Origin of the sequence: Flavobacterium sp. CG_9.1, from assembly GCF_015751645.1 — a bacterium.
GTDB classification, from domain to species: domain Bacteria; phylum Bacteroidota; class Bacteroidia; order Flavobacteriales; family Flavobacteriaceae; genus Flavobacterium; species Flavobacterium xanthum.
This window is the reverse complement of the sequence record NZ_JADOVC010000033.1, coordinates 1-18,940: the sequence shown is the minus strand read 5'-3', so window position 1 is coordinate 18,940 and position 18,940 is coordinate 1. Positions and strand designations below refer to the sequence as shown.

Genomic DNA, 18,940 nt, shown 5'->3' with positions numbered 1-18,940 from the left:
TATGTTTTTTTATAAAGGATTTTCCAAAAAATCTTCAAATGCCGAATAATTTTTTGAGCCTTTAGATTTATTTATTTTTCCCATTATTGTCCCATCAATTCGACCTTTTAGGTACAATGCCAAATCATCAAAATATTTAACATCAATATAATTAATCCCTGAAGCTTTATATCTTTTGGATAACGAAATAGTGAATGAAGCCCAATTGAATTTTTCGCCTTTTTTGTTTAGTTCAAACTGTTTCCAATCTCCGTATCGTTTTTTAAGATAATCGATGTAGTTCCTTTTAGAAAGTTCTTTGCCTAAAGCTCCTTCAGGTAATTCCAATTTCGGTTTTACTGGTTTGATTTTCTTTATAAACTGTGGAAAATACTTATGTAATAAAACTTCTGACCTTTCAATATTTTTTGTTAAAGTATCCCATCCCCAGTAATATAAATGAAATGCTAATTCTTGTTCTTTCCTAATCTGATTTAAATACTCCTGTATTTGTGCATCATCACGAAATGTTGAAACAAAAATAAACCTTTCAAAATCAATTTTTAGATCTTTTACCTTTTCTAAATCCGCATTTATGTCTTGAATTAAATTTTTTCTAATTGCATCATCCTTTTTATCAATGCTTTTTAATTTGCATTGTATTACCGTTTTCGTTTTTGCGGAAAAGACATCAATCCCTTTTTGATTTTGACCTTTCACACCAAAAGTCTGAAAATCTATGTTTTCATAAGATAATGTATTTTCTAAAAAATTGAATAAATCGCACGTGAATTCTTCAAATATTTTATCATCCTTTAAAGGCGGTAGTTGATATTTTACCATTTAAAAAAATCTTTTAAAAATTGTTTCTTGTTCGCTATCAGAATATTCTGCTATCACTTGTTTAGACCAATCAAAGTCGAACTTACCAAACTTATTTTCATCTCGGCTTAAATCAATTTCATCTTCATTGAATGTAAGTATATATTGAAAATTGTGCAGCTCATTTGATTTTTGAAACATATAATTCAGAACATTGGTTATCGTTTTGTTTGATATAGCGTGAAATACCCCATCGTGTACTAAGCAATCAGGAATATTTCTATTGTCGATACGGCTTTTCAAAAATACCATTAAGTCATAGGCTACAATCTTTAAGCGCTCTTGTCCTAAAGCATCTGCTTTTGGAATTTCTAAATTAATCTTGAAAGGTAACTGATTTCTTGGTGTTGTAGAATTTAATGGAATATTGAAGTAAGAATTATCGAATTCTTCATCTAAATAAATAGCGTTTTCAAGAATTTGTTGAAATAGCAATCTTAATTCATCAATATAAGGTTGTTGCTTGTTTAATTCGCTGAGCATATCTCTTTTTAGTTCAGCTATGACAATATTAGAATTTCCCAATATTTCCTCGATTTCGTCAATCTCTCTTACAATTGATGTATTACGTTCCAAAAGTGTTTTCTCATTCACTAATCTTTCATAAGTACTTTCAATTCTATCCAAAGCACCTCTTTCTTTTAACAAGGAAAATAATTGACTTCTACTTTTTTCTGATTTTTCAAGCTGTTTTAAGCTTTGGTCTATGGAAGACTGTAGCTTTTTCTCTTCCTCTAAGAGATATTTATTTCTATTAGCAAGTAGTTGCTTTTTAAAATCGATAACTTCATCTAAGTTTTTCTTAACAAAATTTCCAAAAGTTGCTATCGTTTCGTTGTATAGCTTTTGAATTTTAGACAAGTCAATTGATGAGACATCACTGTAAGAGGATTTTAGTTTTTCTAATTTTCGATTTGCATTGTGATAGATTACAGATTGCTCATTGATTTCAGAAATAACTTGATTTAGTTTTTGCTCTATCTCTTTGTGATTATCGAGAAAATTATATTCTTTCAAACTATTTTCAATTGCAGAAATGTCTTTTTCAATTTTCAACCGTTCTGTTCTAAACTCCTGAATATCTTTACCAGTATCTGCTTTAATTTTTTCAGATAAGGATTTTACGGTGTTATTATATTTTTCATATTCGGAAGAGACTTCATTGTATTTTAAAAGTGTTTTAGTTGGAAGATTAAGCAGATAAAAATTATATAATGCTTTTTCTCTCGCATTTGCATTATAAGAAACGAAATTTAAAGGGTCTGCTCTTTGCTGACTTTGTAAATCATCCTTGACAAAAAACTCCATCAACGTTCCATATCTTTTCCCTTCAAAGAATACTTCATTATTTTCAGTAGGGAAAAATATTCCCTCAAGAACTTTGGGCATTTCAGATTTTTCATATTCATCAAGTGCATCAGGTCGTTTACCAAAAAATATTTTTTTGGTATCGGCAAAGCTTCTTTTGATAAAATATTTTTGTCCCTGCAATTCAAATTCTAAAATAATTGTATGTTCGTCGTCTCTTAAAAAGTCATACTTTTTTTGATTAAATCTTTTTTCAGCTTTAAAACTTAATAAAGTAAAATCTATTAGCCTTACCAAAGTAGATTTACCAATTCCATTAATTCCTCTGGCTTCCTTATCTTCCGAATATTTACCCAATATGATGTTTATTCCATTGTGAAATGGAACAGTATCTATAAGGTTGGTATCTGAATATATTCTAATTAACATCTTAGTCGAATAAAGTTATTTGGTTTTTTTCTTCATTTTCTTTCTTTACCAATTTTATTTTATATCCTTTTTTTTCTACGCTACCAAGCGTATGCAAAAAAGTTAGCGCATACAAAAAAAGGTCTGGTGTTCTGTCTTTGTCTCTTTTTAAAAACTTCTGCATCACGTCATCCACAATTACATATTTATTTTTAAATGGAGAATTGCCCATAATACTGATAATGTCTGCTCCCAATACCATAAGATTGGTTTTTAAATTGCTTTCTGGTTGAGGTAATATCATAATTCAGTATCTGTTTTTCTTCCAATTAAACATTGCTCAAACATATACAACAATATGGATTTAACGCATTTTGCATATTCATCATCTTTGGGATTGCCATATTCTCTGGTATATTGGTCTGTAAGATTATATAATCTTTTTTTAAAACTGCCTGAAAGTTTATTGTAATCATTTATTATCCTTCTTTTTAATATATTGATTTCATCATCGTTATAACCAGAAAGTATATTGTTAATTGTAGTAAATTCTTCCATTACCAATATCATCTCCGAATTCATTCCATCCCAATCTTCCTGCTCAAAGTTTACCTCAATTTTCTTTTGAGGCGGTACCAATGTCCTTTTGTCAAAATGCAGGGCTTTATCCTCTACATTTGAAGCATTTAATAAATCATTAATGATTTCCTGAATGTAATCTTGGATAAAGAAATTTTCAATTCCCAAATAAGATGCAAGTCTTCGTTTTTTACTTGAAGTCAAATCATCTATAATAGAAAGTATTTGGTCTATACCTTTGATTGAAGTATTACCGTCTAATCCTTGAATAAGGGTTAATTGTTCTGGAGCAACTTCGTGGTTTACATACATCTCCCAATAAGGATATTCAGTTTTCCAATTTTTTTGGTATTTTTCGAAATCTCCTTCTTTATTTTTTGCTCCTATTACTTTTGTTTCAAAATCTGCTTTATTGTACTTTCTTGGAGCATAGCAAGCCAATATCTTTTGCTCAGTTAAAATAGTGCCGTCATTACCTTTATCTCTAATCCTTCTGATAGGACTATAATTATCTACACCATATTTCAAAAGAAATAGTTCGTCAATAAACTCTTCGAATTCAAATCCTTCTTTAGATAGAATTTGCATTTTAAAGGCATTTTTTAATAATGTATCCATATACCAATCAGAGTTCTAAATCAATTTTAACACTACCTTCAAATCCTTTTTCTACAAATTCTTTAAGGGTCTGGAGTTTAATATTATTACCATAATCAGTTTCTATTTTAGATATATAACTTCTTTTTTTACCAGCTTTTTTAGCTAATTGCATTTTTTCTCTGGCTTCTTTCAGTATTTCTCCAATATGTCTGCCTGATATTTTCATCTTAAAAGAATTATAATAGTCTTTATTATGAGTTAGTAAATGTAATCTAAAAGTTGCATTGAAGCAACAACAAGTCATAAAATTCAAAACTTGCATATCAATTTTCATTGACGAATATTTCTTTTCTAATGCCACCAACCGCAAAGTATTTCCAATTACTGCCACTTTGTTATCTCACCTCAATTTCTGAAACACCTTTGTTGCGAAATCCTGTAAAGTGCAGGAATAGAGAACAAAAAAACTATTTAAATCATGGAAAATCAAAGAAAAAAACTAGTGTTGGTAGCGATTGCTATGCTATCAGCATTTGGTGCATTTGCACAAGGAAACGGTACAGCGGGAATCACTGAGGCTACACAAATGGTCACTTCTTATTTTGATCCTGCTACCCAGCTTATTTATGCTATTGGAGCAATTGTGGGTCTAATTGGTGGGGTTAAGGTGTATAATAAATTTAGTAGTGGTGATCCTGATACTAGCAAGACTGCGGCGAGTTGGTTTGGTGCACGCATTTTTGTTCCCAACAACTCGGTTAAGTCATAGGATGGTATTGATATTGCTCCGGTGAACCATTCAGATTGCATAGTGTACGGTACTTCTTGAATGCCAAAAATGGTGTGATGTTCTCTGCAGTTAACTTCAACTTTTAGCCTTAAAGGAACCCCATCTTCTGAATCAAAACGGTACACTAATGTGTTGTTATGTTGTTTTTGTTTGCGTATAGGTTTGTCTCCCAAAAAAGACAATACTTCACGAAGTTTATCCATAATAGGACCAAATGGCTCTGCAGTAATTTGTACCAAATCAATGTCTTCAGAATATCTTGCTGCGGGTGACAGATACAATTTGTGTAGAGCTGTTCCTCCTCTAAAAGCTAATTTTGCTTTTAAATAGTCATCGCTATATATCGCCATTAAGGCTCTTTCAATGACCAAATCTTGTTCTACCTGGAAATCCTCTTGCCAGGGTGCTTTTTTACGCCATGCAGTTATATAGGCTTTTGGAATCATAAATCTGTTTCTATTTCTAAATTTTGTACAACCTTCCAGTCATTACCTGTTATCATCTCCGTTTTCCCCTTTTGTGGTCTTAATAATACTGGAAAATATTTTATTGTTTTTAGATATTCTTTAATTGGATCGCTTAAATCCCGCATATCTAAAATCTCCTCTAGCAAAAAACCTAATCGTTGTACCGCAGTTATAGGTGAATAATATTTTGAGATATCAAGCAATTTAGTCGCATCAATGCTTTCACAAAGTTCTTCTAGCACGGTTGCAACCCTATTAAGACCTCCCGCTTGATCAAAATAACACACCAAATCCAAAGCAGTTAATTCGGGAGATGAAACGTTTATATATCCTGTATCAACTTTCTTTTGGATTATATCAACTTTCGACCATTTCTTTTTAATGTAAAAGTTTATTTTTAGGTTGTCATTATTGATATTTCTTAAACTAGGTTTCATAGTTATTACAGAAAATGATTGAGGCTGTTGATGTGCAGCACCATAATACGATGCTGCATTTAGTAATCCAATATAATAATCTTTTCGCAAAAATTTCATTAATTCCGAAATGAATAAGGAAGGTGGAAGAGTCCCTTTACTCCTGTACTCTGATGTAATTATTACGTAAAATTCATTTCTTATTAAGGCAATTTCTTTTTTCTTTTTAAGTCGTTGAAGTGCCTTTTTAATCGCTTGATCAGACTGATCAAATTGGTTTCTTACTTCTTGCAACGAAAAGGCATACCTTCCGTTGGAACGTAATTCATTAATAAAGTCTTCTAAATAAGCGTAATTAGTTTTCATTTTAAGTTTTTGTCTGCAATAAGGTATTAAGTTCATACCTTATTGCAGATGTAAACTTAATTAATAATTTTATTAAAGGCAACAAAAAAGATATATTTCTGTACTCTTTTTATTGTCATAATTATAAACTGTATAGAATAGTTTTTAATGATATTGCATATTGCGATTTGCGATATGTGTTTTTTTTCAAATCAAATTTAGTGTTTTTTATTATCACAAACCAAGTTGTCAAGTCTTCTTCTGCCAAGCAATTCCCTTAACTGCCGCTTTATAATAACCTTACCGATTGCAAAAGATATTTGCCCCTAACTCCTGCAAGGTGCAGGAACGTAGAAAAAATTAATTAATCTAAATCATGGAAAATCAAAGAAAAAAAGTAGTGCTGCTAGCGGTAACAATGCTGTCAGCATTTTATGCATTTGCGCAAGGAAACGGAACTGCAGGAATTACAGAAGCGACTCAAATGGTAACTTCTTATTTTGATCCTGCTACCCAGCTTATTTATGCTATTGGTGCAGTGGTGGGACTTATTGGTGGGGTTAAGGTGTATAACAAATTTAGTAGCGGTGATCCAGATACTAGCAAGACGGCGGCGAGTTGGTTTGGAGCTTGTATCTTTTTGATTGTTGCGGCAACTGTTTTACGTTCTTTCTTCCTTTAGTTTTTGCGGTATGAATACGTATAGTATTAATAAAGGCATTGGAAGAACGGTAGAATTCAAAGGACTGAAAGCACAGTATTTGTTCCTATTTGCAGGTGGTCTGCTCGGGATGCTTATCCTGATAATGATCTTGTATATAACTGGTGTCAATTCTTATTTGTGTTTGTTTATAGGAATCGGTGGGGGATCGCTATTGGTGTGGCAAACTTTTTTACTAAACAGAAAGTATGGTGAACATGGTTTGATGAAAGTAGGAGCGAATAAACGACATCCACGATATATCATCTGTCGCAAGTCTGTGCATCGTTATTTTAAGTTGAATTCTAAACTGTACCAGCCATGAGAAATAAATCAAAAGCGACTACACTGGAATCTAAGTTTCCGTTGCTCGCAGTAGAAAATAATTGCATTATCTCAAAGGATGCCGATATCACAGCTTGTTTTCGAGTTCAGCTACCAGAGCTTTTTACAGTTGCCTCTGCGGAATATGATGCCATTCATTCAGCTTGGCACAAGGCTATAAAAACTTTGCCCGATTACACGGTGGTACACAAACAGGATTGGTACATCAAGGAAAATTATGCTCCTGATATAGCAAAAGAAGATTTGAGTTTTTTGGCAAAATCCTACCAACAACATTTTAATGAGCGTCCGTTTCTCAATCATTATTGTTATCTGTTCTTAACAAAAACATCCAAAGAATGTATGCGAATGCAGAGTAATTTCTCTTCGCTTTGCAAAGGGGTACTTATTCCAAAAGAAATAAGAGATAAGGAAACAATGCATCGTTTTATGGAATCGGTAGCACAGTTCGAGCGTATCGTCAATGATTCGAGTTTTGTAAAATTGGAACGATTGAGTGAGGAAGACATCATTGGAACAACTGACAAACAAGGATTATTGGAACAATACCTCAGTCTTTCAAGAGAGGAGGGGACACCAATGCAGGATATTGCTTTGGGAGCGGAAGAAGTTCGTATTGGAAACAAAAGATTGTGTTTGCATACGTTGTCCGATACGGATGATCTGCCTAGTTCGGTTTCTGCAGAAACTCGATACGAAAAACTGTCCACTGATAGGAGTGATTGTCTCTTGTCTTTTGCTGCACCAGTAGGATTATTGTTGTCTTATAGCCACATCTACAACCAGTATCTTTTTTTGGATAACAGTGAGGACAACCTTCGGAAGTTCGAGAAGTCAGCACGAAACATGCATTCGTTGGCACGCTATAGCAGAGCCAATCAAATCAATAAGGAATGGATCGAACGCTATTTGAACGAAGCACACTCGTTTGGTCATGCTTCTATTCGGGCGCATTTCAACGTAATGGCTTGGTCTGATAATCCAGCAGAACTAAAACAGTTAAAGAACGACACAGGTAGCGCTTTGGCTTTGATGGAATGCAAACCAAGGCACAACACTACTGATGTCGCTACCCTTTATTGGGCAGGAATGCCAGGCAATGCAGGAGATTTTCCAAGTGAAGAAAGTTTTTACACCTTTATAGAACCTGCGCTTTGTTTTTTTACGGAGGAAACCAACTATAAAAGTTCACCGTCTCCTTTCGGAATCAAGATGGCTGACCGACTTACTGGAAAACCCATCCATTTGGATATTTCTGATTTGCCAATGAAAAAGGGTATTATCACGAATAGGAATAAGTTTATTTTGGGGCCTTCAGGCTCTGGAAAATCATTTTTCACCAATCACATGGTCAGACAATATTATGAGCAAGGTGCACATGTTTTATTGGTAGATACTGGTAATTCGTATCAAGGTTTGTGCGAACTCATCAAAGGAAAAACCAAAGGAGAAGATGGGGTTTATTTCACCTACACAGAGGACAATCCTATTGCCTTTAATCCTTTTTACACCGATGATGGTGTATTCGATATTGAGAAAAGAGAAAGTGTCAAAACTTTGATATTGACTTTATGGAAACGGGATGATGAACCACCCACTCGTTCAGAGGAAGTTGCATTGTCCAATGCCGTGAGTGGTTATATTGAACGTATCAAGCAGCATGATAAATTTGCTTCTTTCAATGGGTTTTATGAATTTGTAAAAGGGGACTATAGAAAAGTATTGCAGGAAAAGCAGGTGCGAGAAAAAGACTTTGATATTGCCAACTTCCTCAATGTACTAGAGCCCTATTACAAAGGAGGGGAATACGATTACCTACTGAATTCTGAAAAGCAATTGGACTTATTTTCCAAGCGATTTATTGTTTTCGAAATTGATGCTATCAAAGATCATAAAATCCTTTTTCCAATTGTGACCATCATCATTATGGAAGTTTTCATCAACAAGATGCGACGTTTGAAAGGAGTTAGGAAGCTCATTCTGATTGAAGAAGCTTGGAAAGCTATTGCAAAAGAGGGAATGGCAGAGTACATCAAATACCTTTTTAAAACGGTACGGAAGTTTTTTGGAGAAGCGATTGTTGTTACCCAAGAAGTAGATGATATTATTCAATCACCCATTGTGAAAGAAAGTATCATTAATAATTCGGATTGTAAAATACTCCTTGACCAACGAAAGTACATGAACAAATTTGATGATATCCAAGCCATGCTTGGTCTGACTGAAAAAGAAAAAGCACAGGTACTTTCGATTAATATGAACAATGATCCTAATAGGTTATACAAAGAAGTTTGGATTGGACTAGGAGGTACGCATTCGGCAGTATATGCTACAGAAGTGAGTCTTGAAGAATATTTAGCCTATACCACAGAAGAAACCGAAAAGTTAGAAGTGATGCGTCTTGCGGGAGAACTGAATGGAAATGTAGAACAGGCCATTAAAAGATTAGCTCTTGAAAAAAGGGAAAAAGAAAACAAATAGTAAAAATTTAAAAACGAATAAAAATGAAAAATTTAAAAATTATGGTGTGCATGGTAATTTTATTTGCTGTCGTGCCGACTGCTAAAGCACAGTGGGTGGTAACAGATCCTACCAATTTGGCTCAAGGAATAGTCAATTCAGCGAGACAGATTATACAAACTTCAACCACAGCGACTAACATGATTAACAACTTTAAAGAAGTCCAAAAAGTATATAATCAAGGAAAAGAATATTATGACAAGCTAAAGGCTGTAAATAACCTAGTAAAGGATGCTCGAAAAGTACAGCAGACCGTATTACTTGTTGGTGATGTCTCTGAGATGTATGTAAGTAATTTTGGGAAAATGTTGAACGATCCTAATTTTAATGAACAAGAATTAACGGCTATTGCTAATGGGTATTCCATATTGTTAAATGAAAGCACCGAACTTCTGAAAGAGCTAAAGCAAATTGTAAGCACTTCCAGCTTGTCGCTTACTGATAAGGAGCGAATGGATATTATTGATCGTGTTTATCTAAAAGTAAAAGAGTACCACAATTTGGTTCGTTATTTTACCAATAAAAATATTTCGGTTAGTTATCTGCGAGCTAAGAAAGCAAACAGTAGTAAAAGGGTATTGGAGCTTTATGGAACTGCTAATCAAAAATACTGGTAATCATGGAATTTAGTAATCTACACCAAGTACTACGATCGCTCTATGACGAGATGTTGCCACTATCAGCTGATATGGCAGCAGTAGCAAAAGGTTTAGCTGGATTGGGTGCTTTGTTTTATGTAGCATTAAAAGTGTGGCAGGCACTAAGTAGCGCAGAACCGATAGATGTATTTCCGTTACTTCGGCCATTTGCTTTAGGACTCTGTATCATGTTTTTTCCAACGATTATTTTAGGAACGCTCAATGGGGTACTTAGTCCAATAGTACAAGGAACCCATAGCATATTAGAAAATCAAGTTTTGGACTTGAATGTTTTACAACAGCAGAAAGACCAACTGGAAAGAGAGGCTATGCTTCGAAATCCTGAGACTGCCTATTTAGCATCGGATGAAGAATTTGATAAGAAATTGGATGAATTAGGATGGACGCCTTCCGATTTAGCAACCATATCGGGTATGTATATTGAAAGAGAAATGTATAGTATCAAGAAAATGATTCGCGATAGTTTTCGAGAATTTTTAGAAGTGCTTTTTCAAGCTGCTGCACTGGTCATTGACACGATACGAACTTTCTTCTTGATTGTGCTATCAATTTTAGGCCCCATAGCTTTTGCTATTTCGGTTTGGGATGGGTTTCAGTCCACCTTAACACAGTGGTTTACTCGATACATTAGTGTGTATCTCTGGTTGCCAGTTTCTGACCTTTTCAGCTCGATGTTGTCCAAGATCCAATCGTTAATACTGCAAAAGGATATTGACAGTTTATCCGATCCTAATTTTATTCCAGATTCATCCAGTACGGTATACATCATCTTTATGATTATTGGCATCATTGGATATTTCACCATTCCTACGGTGACTGGGTGGATTATTCAGGCAGGGGGAGCAGGAAACTTTGTTCGTAATATAAATCAAACTAGCGCTAAAACTGGAAATATTGTAGGAGCTGGTACGGGAGCAGTTACTGGAAATATTGGGGGGAGATTAATGAAATAACAATTTAAAATTAAAGTAAAATGGAATTTAAAACATTAAGAAATATCGAAAATAGCTTTAAACAAATCCGACTGTATGCCATAGTATTTGCAGTACTCTGTGTTGGAGTAGCAGGATATGCAATTTGGGAATCGTATCGGTTTGCAGAATTGCAGCGTCAAAAAGTTTATGTGTTGGATAACGGAAAATCATTAATGCTAGCGTTGGCGCAAGACGCTTCAATCAATCGTCCTGTAGAAGCTCGGGAACACATACGCCGATTTCATGAGCTTTTCTTTACACTCGCACCAGACAAGAGTGCTATAGAAAATAATATGAAAAGAGCATTTAATCTAGCAGACAAAAGCGCTTTTGATTATTACAAAGACTTAGCTGAAAAGGGGTATTACAATCGGATTATTTCAGGTAATGTGCAACAACGCCTTGAAGTAGATAGTGTGATATGCAACTTTGAAACCTATCCTTATGCTGTAAAAACTTATGCTAAGCAGTTCATCATTCGCTCTAGTAATGTAACCAAACGCAATCTAGTTACCTCCTGTTACCTTGTAAATTCCGTTCGTTCGGATACTAATCCGCAAGGCTTCAATATAGAAAAGTTTACTGTGCTGCAGAATAATGATCTAGAAATTATTGAACGTTAAAATAAACCAAGATGGAAAATCTTCGAACAAATATTGACTTATGGTTAATAAAGATTGATGTACGCTGGAGAGCACTTCCTCTTCTAAAACAGTATAAGTACATTCTGTATTCTTTTATCAGTTATTTGATTCTTACTGTAGTTGTTACACTTAGCGTTTGGTTTGAAACCGGAAAATACAGCAGTAAGCTGGATGAGGAGCGTATTGAAAACGCTCTTCTCAAAAAGAACGAATCCACAGCATCGCTACGGGATTCCTTGTTGTTAATTATAAAAAACAGAAAACATGAAAGAAAGTGAAAACAAAAAAAATACGGTCTTGGTTACGGATGGTAGCTTAGATAAAAGTACAGATATAGCGCGAGAATCTTCAGATAATAATGTAGAAAAATTTAAAAAGCCAATCCTGTTTGCGTTGATGGGTATAGTATTTCTTGGTTGTATGTATCTACTATTCAAACCATCGGAAAACATAAGAAAGACAGAAGATGTAGGTCTCAATGATTCCGTTCCTCCGGCTTCTACTATCGGTTTACAGAATGATAAACAAAAAGCCTATGAACAGGAAATAGTGGAACAAAAAAATCGAGAAAAACAAAATGCGCTAACCTCTCTTTCTGATTACTGGAATGAGGGGAGTACAGAAGAATCATTGCAAGATGTTCCTGAAACAGAAAAAGAAACCAATACTAATACTTCGCTGAATAGTTATCGCAATGCACAAAATACATTGGGCAGTTTTTACAATAATGATAAATCTGAAACGCAGGAATTACGCAAACAATTAGATGAGGTAAAAAAAGAGTTAGCAAGAAAGGAAGAAACACCTACCAATATTGTTGACAATCAATTGGAGTTAATGGAGAAGTCATATCAAATGGCGGCTAAATATTTGGCAGTCAATAAGACTTCAACGGAACAATTAAATGAAAAAACAATGGCTGTTTCTACTGCTTCAACCGAAAAGGAATCTTTTATTTCATTTATTCCTGCTCGAAAAAATGCTGTTTCGTCATTGAATAGAGATCTTCCTGACAGTTCATTTATAGCCAATTGGAGCGAAAGTCGTAATCGAGGATTTTACACTGCAGGGAAAATCGAAAAGGAGACACAGCTCAAAAATAGTATTCGAGCAGTTATCCAAACCACACAGTTAGTATCAGTGGAAAGTAGTGTTCGTTTACGTTTATTAGAGCCTGCCAAAATGCAAAATCATATTATTCCGCAAGGAACGGTGTTGACGGCAAATTCAAAATTTAATCAAGGAAGGCTGCAAATGAAAATTACTTCTATTGAGTTGGATGGTACTATCCTCCCTGTTGATCTTACTATCTATGGATTAGATGGACAACAAGGATTATTTGTACCCTATTCTCCCGAAATGAGCGCTCTAAAAGAAATGGCTGCCAATATGGGACAAACTTCAGGAAGCAGTATTATGCTTTCAAGTTCCCCAGGACAACAGATAGCTGGCGATTTGAGCCGTGGCCTTGTGCAGGGTATTTCAGGTTATTTTTCAAAAAAAATGAAAACTCCAAAAGTCACTTTGAAGGCAGGCCTTCAAGTGTTTCTAGTGTCAAAAAAATAATTATTCACTTTAATAAAAAATTTAAATATGAAAACTACAAAAAAATATATAGTAATAGTACTGGTCTTATTTTTAGGATACAGTATGGAATCAGAAGGGCAAGTGACTGTTACTAATGCCCAAAAATTGTACTTAGAAAAAATAGATCCGTACCCGATAGAGGTAACTTATAGTAAAACGTCGCATCTACTCTTTCCTTCTGCAATACGATACGTAGATTTAGGAAGTGACTATTTGATTGCAAGCAAAGCAGAAGATGCAGAAAATGTATTAAGAGTAAAAGCTTCAGTCCGTAATTTCGATGAGGAAACAAACTTTTCCGTAATTACAGAAGACGGACATTTTTATAATTTCAATGTCCTCTACAATTCTAGTCCTGTGGATATGAATTATAATCTTTTAGAAATGCAGAAAGGGATAAATAGAGAGAATTCAAATGATGTTCTTTTTGAAGAACTCGGAAAAAATTCGCCTTCACTGGTAGACGATTTAATGGGAACGATATACAAAAAAGACAAACGTTTAATAAAGAATAAGGGTGCTAGAAGTTATGGTGTCGAGTTCATGTTAAAAGGAATCTATGTAGATGATGGCAAGTTCTATTTCCATACTCAAGTTACTAATTGCAGTTATGTCTCTTTCCTTGTCGACTATGTTACTTTCAAAGTAGTTGATAAAAAGCTAGCCAAACGTACGGTTATACAAGAAATGACGTTGAATCCACTAAGAATTTACAAACCATTGGACGAAATTAAAGGTAAAACGGTAGAGCGAAATATATTTTTATTGGATCAATTTACTATTGCCGATGACAAAGTACTCCTGATAGAAATTTATGAGAAAAACGGAGCGAGACATCAGTTGATAAAACTTAAAAATTCAGATTTACTCAAAGCAATACTGATAAAAGACAGGAAGTTTCATAATTAAAATTGGTTCTTTATAAAGGAGGTATTTGAGGATAATTCTCTCATAGTATTCAAAATATAATAATGGGCAAATAGGCTGTTTCACGACTTGTGATATAGCCTATTTTTGTTGGGTATATTACAGTGTTTTTTTTTCTGTTTATAAATAAGTACGCAACTTGCTGATCTATAAATAGTAAGTTCCGTACTGATGAGGTAGTTTTTACTAAATTTAAAATTAAAAAAAATCAAATTATGAATCCAACAATGGTTTTAAGTGGTTTAGCTTTGCTAAGTGGTTTTGGTATTCGTTATTGGATAAACAGAAGAAAATTTTACAGAAGAAGTCCTTTGGGAGCGGAAAGTTTTTCAAGTTATGAAAAATCAGTCCTTATTTCATTTCTGGAACGTACAGGAAGATGGATTGCTTATATTCTGATTATTTTTGGACTACTTTTATTATGGAGTTATTCAAAACAACAGAAAGATAACAAAGTGCTAATTCAAAAAGAAGTTCCATTTAAACACGATCAAAATCCAAAATAATAAAGTGGCATTCTTTTGCTTCTTTTCTTTTGTCACTTATGTGGAAAGAAAAGAAGTCCAGTAAAAAAAAATAGGATACTGACTATCCTAACCAATAATCACGAGCTTTTTGGTAAAATATAAAGAGCAATGAGAATCTGTGCGATTGTTGTTTTACCAAAATGGTTGTATCATTTCCCGCAAAAAGACTTTCCCGACCATTGGAAGGGAGTGTCTTTTTGCATCCAGACTTTGAAGTAATGCAACCGGAATAGGTTGTGCCCTAAAATCTTTAAGATTTAGAAAAAAACTTTATTCTGAAAAATAATAGAAATTGTTAAAATAGGCGACTACTTTTGTGAGTAGTCGCCTTTAATTTTAAAGCCTTTTTAATTGAAGTTGAAAACGTCAGTACCATTTTTTTGAAATGAGGTACAGATTTCAAAAGCCTTTTGCGATTTTGATTGTGCAGTACCTCCCAAAATAATAGATTGTAATTTTGCTTCATTGTTCTTATAGCTACGTACATTTTGGTAGTAGCCTGTAACTGCGTTATAAGCGCCAAACAAAGTGCCTTTTGTCGTTTCCATTTGTTGTGAGTCGCTCGTCATAGCATAGGCAAAGGCATCTTCAACCGTATTTTTAAAAACGGTTGATATTTCGTCCTCATTTCCGTTTTTAATATGCTGTAAGGTTTCCTTGTTGGGACATAGTGCTAATTGTATCAATTTTTTAACCTCGTTGTCGTTTACTCTTACTTTTGACCATTCATTAAAAATTCCCTCTAGTTGATTACTAAATTCGTTTGCTAATCCCATTACTTTGTGAGCGTTATCCAAACGTTGTTTTGCTCCCGAAGTATGGCGGATGCGTACCACGTTGCTCATATTTCGAAGTGAAGCGTTTAGTGTATTTTGGCATACAATTCTAACAGGTGTAAAAGCTGCCGTAACACTTCCGCTACCATCGTGTGAAGTAGTGAGGAAAATATATTTTTCTGTAACATCATCACCAGTACCAACACGAATATAGTCAGGTAATTTTGCTGTAATAAAAATGCGTTCTCCATTTCCTAAAGCGCCTGCAGTCTCGTACATAATTCCATCTGTACCACCTACAATAGCATCAAAGAAACCAAATGCTTCACGATTTTGTACAATATGATACTCTTTACCGACTACACCCAAAACAGTATTGTTATCGGTACGGGTAGTAGCAAAATAATTAGGCACTTTTAGTTCATTGTCCCTAATTTCTAAACTGTCAGTAGGATCAATTATGTTTGATACCTTGGAATAAAGAGGACTTTTTATAACTTCATAGTCAAGTCCTGCGTGGTTAATAGCTTCTGCACTTGTCGGATAGTCTGTTACTATTTGACCTAAACCGTGCCAAGCTTTTTGTTGTACGCCAAAAAATGAATAACGTCCCGTTCTTTCGTTGAAATTTAAATTGTGTGCCATGATATTAAAATTTTAAAAGTTGAAAAAATGATTAATTATTTAATGTTAAAATGGTAGGTCATCTACAGGTTCTTGTATAATGGCCTTTGTGTTTTCTTGTTTTACAGTAGCTTGTGTATGTTCAATTTTCTTATTAATACCGTGTAATTTAATAGTAGCCGTGTGAAAATTTAACCCTGCTCTTAATTCACCGTTATTAGCTGTCCAGGCTCTTGTACTTACTCTTCCTGTTAGCTCTACTAAAGCGCCTTTGGTGAGTATTTTTGCTACATTTGGACTTATCCAGTAGGAGCAATCAAAATAGCTAGTTTGCTCTATTCGTTCGCCTTGCTTATTTTGGTAGCTATCATTGATAGCTACTGAAAAATTTACCACTTGTTTGTCCTGCGGGGTTCTGTGGATTTCCCCATCCTTTGTCAATCTTCCGATGATATTCATGATTTTTTATTTTTAGGGTTATTTTTTTTTAATTAATTTATTCGGTAATGAGAGGAGGAGCTGTTTTGTTTCACTCTATTACCATTTCTAATGCTACTACTACTGTTTTCCATAATTGACATTTTTTTTATTCGTATAAAGAGCCGGAGTATGCTTTGTTTCGTTTCACGAGCATAAAAGGGTAGTGTTTAGCAAAAGCAAGGTTTTGTCAAATAAATACAACCCGAATGGGTGGAGATTTTTTGATAAACCCGTAGGGCTTGACCTTGTTTTTGCGTTAAGAACACTAGGAGACCTTTGCTCTTGAAATGGAACAAAAAAGCATATTGGTTCTTGAATAAAAAAAGAGTGGAAGCCCTGGAAAAGGCATTAAGGAAATGGTTCTATATGATTTAAAAAGAAAGAACTAACGTGATATAACTACTAGAAAACTCTAAGTGTCTAGTATTTTCCTATAATAAGTGGCGTCGAAAGCCGCGTAAAAGGATCTTAAAAAATAGTGTATGGTATAAGTCTTTGATTTTTTAAGATTCTTTTATCAGATATCCGATTAAGCTCTTTTTTACTGGAGAGTAACGGTAGGAAAAATGTGCTTTGAGGATTGTGCTACGGATAAAAAGGGCAGGGTTCTTAAAGTCTGAGCTGAATTTTAAAATTTAAGAAAATAATGCATTGTCAAAGGATATTTATCTACAAGAAAGAGAAGTCTATTCATTAGTATTAAGTATTGAACGGGACAACTTATATTGATTGTTTATTGAGCTAATTTACTTATTTAGTCCTCAATTTTAGAAAAGGCAATAGTGAAATAGTACAGGTGATAGAAATGGGATAAATATAATTTAGCCATGGAAACAGAAAATTTATTTATACGTATTACCACTGACAAACAAAATGATATATCAGCCGATGTTAAATGCCACTAGTAGTCAAAAAGAGCCTTGGCATGACATTCCCGTTTGATTAACTGGCCTTGCTGTTAAATTTATTTATGTGTACGCAAATAAATAATTAACAAAGCAAAATAAAATTCATTTGCATAAAGTGAAAAGGAGGTAAATGATGGAACAGGAAGATAAGAGCTTGATTGATGGAAAGATAGAGGAGTTAAAATTTGATATTGAGAAGCTAAATGAGCAGAAATTCGTAAATTTACTGATTGAAATTATTGTTTCTATAACATTAAATGAATTAAATGAAAAGAGCGATTAGATACTTAAGATTTAGTCAGTTGGGACAAAGTAATGGTTCCATTGAAAGACAGGAGCTTTATACGGATCAATGGTTGAAATTTAACAATGTTGAATTAGCGGATACCTTTATTGATCGAGGTAGAAGTGCCAAGACATTTGACAGACCAGATTTCATAAAACTTCAAAATTTCATCTCTAAACATTTTAGAACTGTTGACTATCTTTTGGTGGATCAAATGGACAGATTTAGTAGGGACGCTGGAGAAGCAATGAGTATGGTTAAGATGCTTCAAAGAAAATACAATATCCAAGTAGTTAGTGTTACTGAGGGAATAACATTTGACTATGATACTCCTGGAAGTTTTTTCAGAGCGGGATTACAACTTTTGCTTGCTGAGGAGGATAATATAAACAGGAGTATTAAAATAAGGGGAGGGCTCTATACCGCTAGAGCAAAAGAAGGGCGATACATCGGTATTAAACCACCTTACGGTTATATAAAGCAAGGCGAAGGAAAAGAACGGAAATTAATTATCGAAGAAACGGAAGCCAAAGTAGTTAAATTTATGTATGATGCTTACCTACATGATACACCACTTTATAAAATAAAAGAACATGCATATAAAGTAGGATTTAGAACGAAAGGAAATACTGCTGTTGAGAGAGTGCTATCAAATCCTGTGTATGCAGGTATGTTGCAAGTACAAGGATTTAAAGAGTATCCTGGTGGGATTTTCCCAGCCATTCATGAAGCTATTATAGATAAAGCAACTTGGCAAATGGTGCAAAATAAGATGAAAAAGCCTGAAAAAATTAGGGTTATATTAGATGAAAACTTACCACTTCGAGGAATCCTAAAATGTCATTGTGGTAACCTGCTTACAGGTGCACCATCGAGGGGTAAATCTGGAAAATATTTTAATTATTATAAGTGTAAGGTTTCTAAGCATAATAACATTAGTGCTATTAAAGCACATAGACAGCTTTCAGAAATGTGGGAATTAATGAGCCTCCCAGAATGTACCTTGTCTGAAATAAAGCAGTCTTCTAGTGCGGCAATAGAAGAAAATTTAAAATCTAATAAACTGATAACAGAACAAAAGAAACTCTTGCTAGAAGAGACACAAGAAAAAATGTTTTGAGGTGTTCGGATAATTACTTATACTTTTTATGTAAATTTAAAGAATGGAAAAATTTACAGGAGAAAGTATTTTAGAATTCACCGATAAGT

Annotated in this window: 21 protein-coding genes and 1 pseudogene; 13 read left to right on the top strand and 9 right to left on the bottom strand. The window is 34.0% G+C overall.

The window, feature by feature from the left end; genetic code table 11:
• Positions 1-9: 9 nt before the first annotated feature.
• From IWX83_RS14585 to IWX83_RS17495, 5 genes are read right to left on the bottom strand one after another with little or no spacing between them, the layout of a single operon-like run.
• Positions 10-822 (bottom strand): endonuclease, encoded by an 813-nt coding sequence (locus IWX83_RS14585; RefSeq protein WP_196830714.1) that lies wholly within the window; start codon positions 820-822, stop codon positions 10-12.
• Positions 823-2,598, bottom strand: coding sequence for a DUF2326 domain-containing protein (locus IWX83_RS14580; protein WP_196830712.1), 1,776 nt, complete (start codon positions 2,596-2,598; stop codon positions 823-825).
• Position 2,599: 1 nt separating this feature from the next.
• On the bottom strand, positions 2,600-2,881 hold the full coding sequence (locus IWX83_RS14575; RefSeq protein WP_196830709.1) for a hypothetical protein: 282 nt from the start codon (positions 2,879-2,881) through the stop codon (positions 2,600-2,602).
• Entirely contained in the window at positions 2,878-3,774 is an 897-nt protein-coding gene (locus IWX83_RS14570; RefSeq protein WP_196830707.1) for a hypothetical protein, read from the bottom strand. The genes IWX83_RS14575 and IWX83_RS14570 overlap by 4 nt, the downstream gene beginning before the upstream one ends.
• Positions 3,775-3,781: 7 nt before the next feature.
• Positions 3,782-4,147: a helix-turn-helix domain-containing protein gene (locus IWX83_RS17495; protein ID WP_370568433.1), complete on the bottom strand. Its 366-nt coding sequence runs from the start codon at positions 4,145-4,147 to the stop codon at positions 3,782-3,784.
• 87 nt (positions 4,148-4,234) lie between these two features.
• On the opposite strand from IWX83_RS17495, the gene IWX83_RS14560 reads away from it, so the two are divergent.
• Positions 4,235-4,525 carry a DUF4134 domain-containing protein gene (locus IWX83_RS14560; protein ID WP_196830706.1) on the top strand — a complete coding sequence of 97 codons (291 nt, stop codon included), beginning with the start codon at positions 4,235-4,237 and terminating at the stop codon, positions 4,523-4,525.
• A 20-nt stretch (positions 4,526-4,545) separates the two neighbouring features.
• On the opposite strand, the pseudogene IWX83_RS17310 reads toward IWX83_RS14560, so the two are convergent.
• Both IWX83_RS17310 and IWX83_RS14555 read right to left on the bottom strand, forming a co-directional pair.
• Positions 4,546-4,896 (bottom strand): annotated as a pseudogene (locus IWX83_RS17310) (nucleotidyl transferase AbiEii/AbiGii toxin family protein); the annotation flags it as partial.
• Between the two features lie 92 nt (positions 4,897-4,988).
• Positions 4,989-5,795 (bottom strand): type IV toxin-antitoxin system AbiEi family antitoxin, encoded by an 807-nt coding sequence (locus tag IWX83_RS14555; RefSeq protein ID WP_196830704.1) that lies wholly within the window; start codon positions 5,793-5,795, stop codon positions 4,989-4,991.
• Positions 5,796-6,150: 355 nt separating this feature from the next.
• On the opposite strand from IWX83_RS14555, the gene IWX83_RS14550 reads away from it, so the two are divergent.
• The 10 genes from IWX83_RS14550 (at position 6,151) to IWX83_RS14505 (ending at position 14,636) form a co-directional block, all read left to right on the top strand.
• A complete protein-coding gene (locus IWX83_RS14550; RefSeq protein WP_196830702.1) occupies positions 6,151-6,456 on the top strand; it encodes a DUF4134 domain-containing protein in 306 nt (101 codons plus the stop codon).
• A 10-nt stretch (positions 6,457-6,466) separates the two neighbouring features.
• A complete protein-coding gene (locus IWX83_RS14545; protein WP_196830700.1) occupies positions 6,467-6,799 on the top strand; it encodes a DUF4133 domain-containing protein in 333 nt (110 codons plus the stop codon).
• Complete coding sequence (locus tag IWX83_RS14540; protein WP_196830698.1) at positions 6,796-9,300, top strand: TraG family conjugative transposon ATPase; 2,505 nt, start codon at positions 6,796-6,798, stop codon at positions 9,298-9,300. The genes IWX83_RS14545 and IWX83_RS14540 overlap by 4 nt, the downstream gene beginning before the upstream one ends.
• Before the next feature lie 23 nt (positions 9,301-9,323).
• Entirely contained in the window at positions 9,324-9,956 is a 633-nt protein-coding gene (locus IWX83_RS14535) for a DUF4141 domain-containing protein (protein ID WP_196830696.1), read from the top strand.
• A 2-nt stretch (positions 9,957-9,958) separates the two neighbouring features.
• Positions 9,959-10,951: a conjugative transposon protein TraJ gene (traJ, locus tag IWX83_RS14530; protein ID WP_196830695.1), complete on the top strand. Its 993-nt coding sequence runs from the start codon at positions 9,959-9,961 to the stop codon at positions 10,949-10,951.
• Between the two features lie 20 nt (positions 10,952-10,971).
• Positions 10,972-11,595, top strand: a complete 624-nt coding sequence (gene traK, locus IWX83_RS14525) for a conjugative transposon protein TraK (RefSeq protein ID WP_196830693.1) — start codon at positions 10,972-10,974, stop codon at positions 11,593-11,595.
• Between the two features lie 11 nt (positions 11,596-11,606).
• Entirely contained in the window at positions 11,607-11,894 is a 288-nt protein-coding gene (locus IWX83_RS14520) for a nitrogen regulatory IIA protein (protein ID WP_196830691.1), read from the top strand.
• Complete coding sequence (gene traM / locus IWX83_RS14515) at positions 11,881-13,182, top strand: conjugative transposon protein TraM (protein ID WP_196830689.1); 1,302 nt, start codon at positions 11,881-11,883, stop codon at positions 13,180-13,182. The genes IWX83_RS14520 and traM overlap by 14 nt, the downstream gene beginning before the upstream one ends.
• Before the next feature lie 27 nt (positions 13,183-13,209).
• Positions 13,210-14,112 carry a conjugative transposon protein TraN gene (gene traN / locus IWX83_RS14510; RefSeq protein WP_196830687.1) on the top strand — a complete coding sequence of 301 codons (903 nt, stop codon included), beginning with the start codon at positions 13,210-13,212 and terminating at the stop codon, positions 14,110-14,112.
• Between the two features lie 233 nt (positions 14,113-14,345).
• Positions 14,346-14,636, top strand: coding sequence for a molybdenum ABC transporter permease (locus IWX83_RS14505; RefSeq protein WP_196830685.1), 291 nt, complete (start codon positions 14,346-14,348; stop codon positions 14,634-14,636).
• A 368-nt stretch (positions 14,637-15,004) separates the two neighbouring features.
• Here IWX83_RS14505 and IWX83_RS14500 read toward each other — a convergent pair whose 3' ends face one another.
• Both IWX83_RS14500 and IWX83_RS14495 read right to left on the bottom strand, forming a co-directional pair.
• Positions 15,005-16,078: a DUF932 domain-containing protein gene (locus tag IWX83_RS14500; protein WP_196830683.1), complete on the bottom strand. Its 1,074-nt coding sequence runs from the start codon at positions 16,076-16,078 to the stop codon at positions 15,005-15,007.
• Between the two features lie 45 nt (positions 16,079-16,123).
• A complete protein-coding gene (locus IWX83_RS14495; RefSeq protein ID WP_196830681.1) occupies positions 16,124-16,516 on the bottom strand; it encodes a single-stranded DNA-binding protein in 393 nt (130 codons plus the stop codon).
• Positions 16,517-17,575: 1,059 nt separating this feature from the next.
• On the opposite strand from IWX83_RS14495, the gene IWX83_RS14490 reads away from it, so the two are divergent.
• Together IWX83_RS14490 and IWX83_RS14485 are read left to right on the top strand one after the other, a co-directional pair.
• A complete protein-coding gene (locus IWX83_RS14490; protein WP_196830679.1) occupies positions 17,576-17,728 on the top strand; it encodes a hypothetical protein in 153 nt (50 codons plus the stop codon).
• Positions 17,712-18,851 carry a recombinase family protein gene (locus IWX83_RS14485; RefSeq protein ID WP_196830677.1) on the top strand — a complete coding sequence of 380 codons (1,140 nt, stop codon included), beginning with the start codon at positions 17,712-17,714 and terminating at the stop codon, positions 18,849-18,851. Before IWX83_RS14490 ends, IWX83_RS14485 begins: the two co-directional genes overlap by 17 nt.
• Positions 18,852-18,940: the final 89 nt, after the last annotated feature.